The sequence below is a fragment of the Pseudomonas sp. NPDC088885 genome (assembly GCF_044750025.1).
In the GTDB taxonomy this organism is placed as follows: domain Bacteria; phylum Pseudomonadota; class Gammaproteobacteria; order Pseudomonadales; family Pseudomonadaceae; genus Aquipseudomonas; species Aquipseudomonas rustica.
Genome location: NZ_JBIVJB010000025.1, coordinates 1 through 5,580, shown reverse-complemented (window position 1 = coordinate 5,580; position 5,580 = coordinate 1). Strand labels below are relative to the sequence as shown.

Here is a 5,580-nt window from a genome sequence, read left to right as displayed (position 1 = left end):
CATCCACTGGTTATTCAGGCCCATTTACAGTCTCCTCGAGGCGGCTCGCGTCAGGCGCGGGCAAACAATCGCGCAAGCCTATGCAATGCGTCGCGCGGGAACAACCCATTGTGTCGATTGAGCTACTTTGTATGAGCCGATAGACGTCGCTGGCGGCGTTTTGATGGCTAACGTATTCTTCGCGGTTCTTTGGGTCGTCTGACCCGCACAACTGCTTTTTTCTGTGGTATTTCCGGAGTTCGCTGAATGTCTGTCGGTTGGCTGCGCGCCTGTGCGCTGGTGATGTTGGGGCTGTTCAGCGTTACGGCGCTGGCCAAGGATAAAACTGCAATTGTGATCGGTGGTGGCCTGTCGGGTCTGACCGCCGCTTACGAACTGCAAAACAAGGGCTGGCAGGTCACGCTGCTGGAAGCCAAACCGAGCATGGGCGGGCGCTCGGGCATGGCCACCAGCGAGTGGATCGGCAACGACAAGACGCAGCCGGTGCTGAACAAGTACGTCTCGACGTTCAAGCTGGGCACCACACCGGCGCCGGAATTCGTGCGTACGCCGAGTTATCTGATCGACGGCGAGTATTTCTCCGCCGCTGATCTGGCGACCAAGCAACCGGCCACCGCCGAAGCGATCAAGCGTTACGAAAAAACCGTCGATGACCTGGCGCGTTCGATCGATGATCCGCAGAACCCGGCCGCGACCAACACCCTGCACGCGCTGGATCAGATCACCGTGGCGAGCTGGCTCGACCGGCAGAACCTGCCGGCCACAGCGCGTCAGTTGATCAACCAGGACATCCGCACTCACTACGACGAACCTTCGCGTCTGTCGCTGCTGTACTTCGCGCAGCAGAATCGCGTTTATCGCGGCGTTTCCGACCGTGACCTGCGTGCTTCGCGTCTGGTCGGCGGCAGCCAGGTGCTGGCGCAGGCGTTCGTCAAACAGATCAAAACCATCAAGACCAACTCGCCGGTATCGGCGATCGTTCAGGACAAGGACGGCGTGACCGTCAAAGTCGGCAGCGTTGGTTATCAGGCTGACTACGTCGTGTTGGCCGTGCCGCTGCGTGCGCTGAACAAGATTGCCCTGACACCGGCGCTGGATGCTCAGCACCTGGCCGCGATCAAAGGCACCAACTACGGCTGGCGCGACCAGATCATGCTGAAGTTCAAGACGCCAGTGTGGGAACCGAAGGCGCGCATGTCCGGCGAGATCTACAGCAACACCGGTCTCGGCATGCTCTGGATCGAACCTGCGCTGAAGGGCGGCGCCAACGTGGTGATCAACCTGTCCGGCGACAATGCCCGCGTGATGCAGGCGTTCGGCGACAAGCAGATGGTCGATCAGGTGCTGATCCGTCTGCACGCGTTTTATCCACAGGCCCGTGGCTCGTTCACCGGTTATGAAATCCGCCGCTACAGCACCGACCCGTCGATGGGCGGCGCTTACCTGGCTTACGGCCCGGGCCAGATCAGCAAGTTCTGGCGCCTGTGGGAACGTCCGCTGCAACGCGTAGCGTTCGCTGGCGAACACACCGACACCTTGTACCCGGGCACGCTGGAAGGCGCACTGCGCACCGGTCAGCGTGCGGCCAGTCAGGTTGAAGATCTGGCGGCAGGCAAATCGTTTGAACCGGTGAAAGTGGTGCCGGCTGCAGCAGCGGCGGCGGGAGCCGTGGCGGCGAAGAAGGGTAACTTCTTCAGCAACCTGTTTGGCGGTTCGGATGACGAGAAGAAGCCTGAGCCAGTGAAGGCGCCAGAGCCGGCTCCTGCTCCGGTAGCACCAGCACCTGCGCCGACTCCTGCAGTTGCGCCAGCTCCGGTGGAAGCACCGAAGCCTGCGGCACCGGTGAAGGCTGAGCCAGCGAAGAAAGCGGCGGCCAAGCCTGCGGCGAAGAAACCTGCTGCGAAAACCGAGGCGAAAAAGCCTGCGGCGAAACCGGCAGCGAAGAAGGCTGAACCGGCGAAGAAGCCAGCGGCCAAGCCTGCTGCAACGACCGAGACCAAGGCGCAGTAAGCCTTGCGGTGAATGAAGAAGCGCGGCGTTTATGCCGCGCTTTTTTTTGCCTGAAAGACCGCTTTCGCGAGCAGGCTCACTCCTACAGGGGAGCGCATTTCTTCAGTTGCAATACGGTCACTGTAGGAGTGAGCCTGCTCGCGATAGGGCCGGCTCTGCCAACACAAATCCATTGCTTAGAAACAACATCCCGCCACACTTTCCCCGTTAATCTTTCCTTAACACGCCACTTACAGACTCTTGATCGTATTTCTCGATATTTCAAAGCGAAATTTTCCGCTTTAATTCGATAGATAACTCGCTAGTCTTGGTTCGCAGTTCTCACAGGATTTGGGCAATGCAGCTACGTAACTCTTCTTCGCGCTACGGTTGGGTCAGCATCTTCATGCACTGGGGCGTGGCGCTGGTGGTCTTCGGATTGTTTGCGCTGGGTCTGTGGATGGTCGGGCTGGATTACTACAGCAGCTGGCGCAAAGAGGCGCCGGATCTGCACAAGAGCATCGGCCTGGTATTGCTGGCCGTGATGGTGTTACGGGTGCTGTGGCGCTTTATCAGCCCACCGCCGCCGACGCTGCAAAGCTACAGCCGCATGACCCGTCTCGGCGCCAAGTTCGGCCACGGGTTTCTGTATCTCGCGCTGTTCGCTGTGATGATTGCCGGTTACCTGATTTCCACCGCAGACGGTGTCGGGATCCCGGTGTTTGGCCTGTTTGAAGTTCCTGCACTGCTTTCCGGGCTACCGGATCAGGCAGATTCCGCTGGGGTGATTCACCTGTGGCTGGCGTGGATACTGGTAATTTTTTCCGGTCTCCATGCGTTGGCAGCTTTGAAGCACCACTTTATCGATCGTGATGTGACCCTGACGCGAATGCTCGGTCGCAAAGCCTGAAATTCAACCTCGACTCAAAGGAAAAGAAAGCATGTTGAAAAAGACTCTGGCCGCTCTGGCAATCGGTTCTGCACTGCTCTCGGCTCAGGCCATGGCAGCGGACTACAAAATCGACAAGGAAGGCCAGCACGCCTTCGTTGACTGGAAAATCAGCCACCTGGGTTACAGCTTCATCCACGGTACTTTCAAAGATTTCGACGGTACCTTCTCGTGGGATTCGGCCAAGCCTGAAGCCAGCAAGATCGCTGTAGACGTGAAAACCGCCAGCCTGTGGTCGAACCACGCTGAGCGTGACAAGCACATCGCCAGCAAAGACTTCCTCGATGTTGGCAAGTTTGCTGACGCCAAGTTCGTCTCCACCGCCGTTAAATCGACCGGTGAAAAGACCGCTGACGTGACTGGCGACCTGACCCTGCACGGCGTGACCAAGCCTGTGACCTTCAAGGCCACGTTCAATGGCGAAGGCAAGGATCCATGGGGCGGCGAGCGTGCTGGCTTCAACGCCACCACCACCCTGAACCTGAACGATTTCGGGATCAAGGGCCCAGGTCCTACCTCGCAAACTGCGGATCTGGACATCTCGCTGGAAGGCGTGAAAATTAAGTAACTTTCCCCCGCCACACAAAAACGCCCCCGGTTGAAAGGTCGGGGGCGTTTTTTATTGCCCGTCACAACACAATTCCCTGTGGGGGCGGGCTTTTTGTGGTGAGGGGATTTATCCCCGATGGGTCGCGCAGCGGCCCCAAAATCTACAACGCGGTGCATCTGACGGACCGCGTTCGCTTGATCTGCGACTGCTTCGCAGCCGATCGGGGATAAATCCCCTCGCCACAGGGGTGGTGTACACAGGGGGATTGTGGTGAATCAGGAATAGTGGCGGAGGGATAAAAAATGCCCCGGCTCTTTCGAGGCGGGGCATTTTTCATTGCTGCGTTAACTCAGCGATTGCGGGTCAGCAAGGCTGGTTTTTCGCCACGTGGGCGGCTTGGCAGTTGATCGAGCTGCTCAGGTGTCGGGAAGCGGTCGGCTTTCGATTCCTTGTGCATGATCTTCGGGCCAGTGCTGCGCGGGTTTTGCACGGCTGGCTCGCTGCGTGGCTGATCGTCACGGGCTGGACGGCGGTTGCGCGACGACGAAGCATCATCGCGACGAGCCGGCTGACCATCACGCGGTGCGCCGTTACGCGGGCCGCTGCGTTTGGCTGGCGGGGTGCCGGTGCTCGAACCGTTGCTGTTGCGCGGGCCGTTCTGGCGACCTTGTGGCTGACCGCCACGAGGTGCGCCCGAACCTGCGCCTGCACCTTGAGCCGGTGCGCCTGGACGACGGCCGCGACCGCCAGCCGGAGCCGGCTTGGGCACGTAGTCAACGCGGTTACCGAAGTTATCCACATCGTCATCGAGGAACTCGTCCGGCGCACGATCAGCTGCCGCACGCGGCGGTTGGCTTGGACGCTGTTCACGGGCCGGAGTGCCTTCACGTGGCTTCTGCTGACGGGCAGGACGCTCGCCACGTTCACCGGCCGGCTTTTCTTTGCCCTTGTCTTTGCCTTTGTCTTTACGACCGCCGCCACCGCCGCCGCCATTCGGGCCGTCGCCGCGTGGGCCACGTGGATTGCGCGGGTTACGCACGTCCGGACGCTCACGCACTTCCGGCTTCTCGGCTTCAATGGTGCTCGAATCGAAGCCCATCAGGTCGCCGTCGGCGATTTTCTGCTTGGTCATGCGTTCGATGCTTTTCAGCAGTTTTTCTTCGTCCGGTGCGACCAGCGAAATCGCCTCGCCCGAACGACCGGCACGGCCGGTACGGCCGATACGGTGTACGTAATCTTCATCGACGTTCGGCAGTTCGAAGTTGACCACGTGTGGCAACTGATCGATGTCGAGACCGCGTGCGGCGATGTCGGTGGCTACCAGGATGCGAACCTGGTTGGCCTTGAAGTCGGCCAGCGCTTTGGTGCGCGCGTTCTGGCTCTTGTTACCGTGGATCGCCACAGCCGGCAGACCGTGCTTGTCCAGGTATTCGGCCAGACGGTTGGCGCCGTGTTTGGTGCGGGTGAAGACCAGCACCTGTTCCCACGCGCCGGCGGTGATCAGGTGCGCCAGCAGCGCACGCTTGTGGCTGGCCGGCAGACGGAAGACGCGTTGTTCGATGCGCTCGACCGTGGTGTTCGGCGGCGTCACTTCGATGCGTTCCGGGTTGTGCAGCAGCTTGCCGGCGAGGTCGGTGATGTCCTTGGAGAACGTCGCCGAGAACAGCAGGTTCTGACGCTTGGACGGCAGGCGCGCGAGGACTTTCTTCACGTCGTGCACGAAGCCCATGTCGAGCATGCGGTCGGCTTCGTCGAGGACGAGGATTTCCACGTGGGACAGGTCAACGCTGCCCTGGCCACACAGATCGAGCAAACGACCCGGGCAGGCAACGAGCACGTCAACGCCACGGGACATGGCCTGAACCTGTGGGTTCATGCCGACGCCGCCGAAGATGCAGGCGCTGACGAATTTCAGGTCACGGGCGTAGATCTTGAAGCTCTCGTGTACCTGGGCCGCGAGTTCGCGGGTCGGGGTCAGGACCAGTACGCGCGGTTGGCGCGGGCCATGACGCTGGGATTTGTCCGGGTGACCGTTGGGGAACAACCGCTCCAGGATCGGAAGGGCGAAACCGCCGGTTTTACCGGTACCCGT

The 5,580-nt window shown here is 60.4% G+C and carries 4 protein-coding genes; 3 read left to right on the top strand and 1 reads right to left on the bottom strand.

The window, feature by feature from the left end; translation table 11 throughout:
- The first annotated feature begins 246 nt into the window (after nucleotides 1-246).
- The 3 genes from ACIP1X_RS13105 to ACIP1X_RS13095 all read left to right on the top strand — a co-directional run bounded on the left by ACIP1X_RS13105 (nucleotide 247) and on the right by ACIP1X_RS13095 (nucleotide 3,506).
- Nucleotides 247-2,010: a flavin monoamine oxidase family protein gene (locus ACIP1X_RS13105; protein WP_400752647.1), complete on the top strand. Its 1,764-nt coding sequence runs from the start codon at nucleotides 247-249 to the stop codon at nucleotides 2,008-2,010.
- Between the two features lie 337 nt (nucleotides 2,011-2,347).
- Complete coding sequence (locus tag ACIP1X_RS13100; protein WP_400752645.1) at nucleotides 2,348-2,899, top strand: cytochrome b; 552 nt, start codon at nucleotides 2,348-2,350, stop codon at nucleotides 2,897-2,899.
- Nucleotides 2,900-2,930: 31 nt separating this feature from the next.
- A complete protein-coding gene (locus ACIP1X_RS13095; protein WP_400752642.1) occupies nucleotides 2,931-3,506 on the top strand; it encodes a YceI family protein in 576 nt (191 codons plus the stop codon).
- Between the two features lie 331 nt (nucleotides 3,507-3,837).
- Here the strand turns inward: ACIP1X_RS13095 and ACIP1X_RS13090 are convergent.
- Nucleotides 3,838-5,580 (bottom strand): DEAD/DEAH box helicase (locus ACIP1X_RS13090; RefSeq protein WP_400752640.1); only part of this gene is annotated, 1,743 nt, incomplete at its 5' end.

Excerpts from the sequence above, each read along its gene's own strand:
- ACIP1X_RS13100 (WP_400752645.1), top strand. The coding sequence starts at position 2,348 with ATGCAGCTACGTAACTCTTCTTCGCGCTACGGTTGGGTCAGCATCTTC.
- ACIP1X_RS13105 (WP_400752647.1), top strand. The coding sequence starts at position 247 with ATGTCTGTCGGTTGGCTGCGCGCCTGTGCGCTGGTGATGTTGGGGCTG.
- ACIP1X_RS13095 (WP_400752642.1), top strand. The coding sequence starts at position 2,931 with ATGTTGAAAAAGACTCTGGCCGCTCTGGCAATCGGTTCTGCACTGCTC.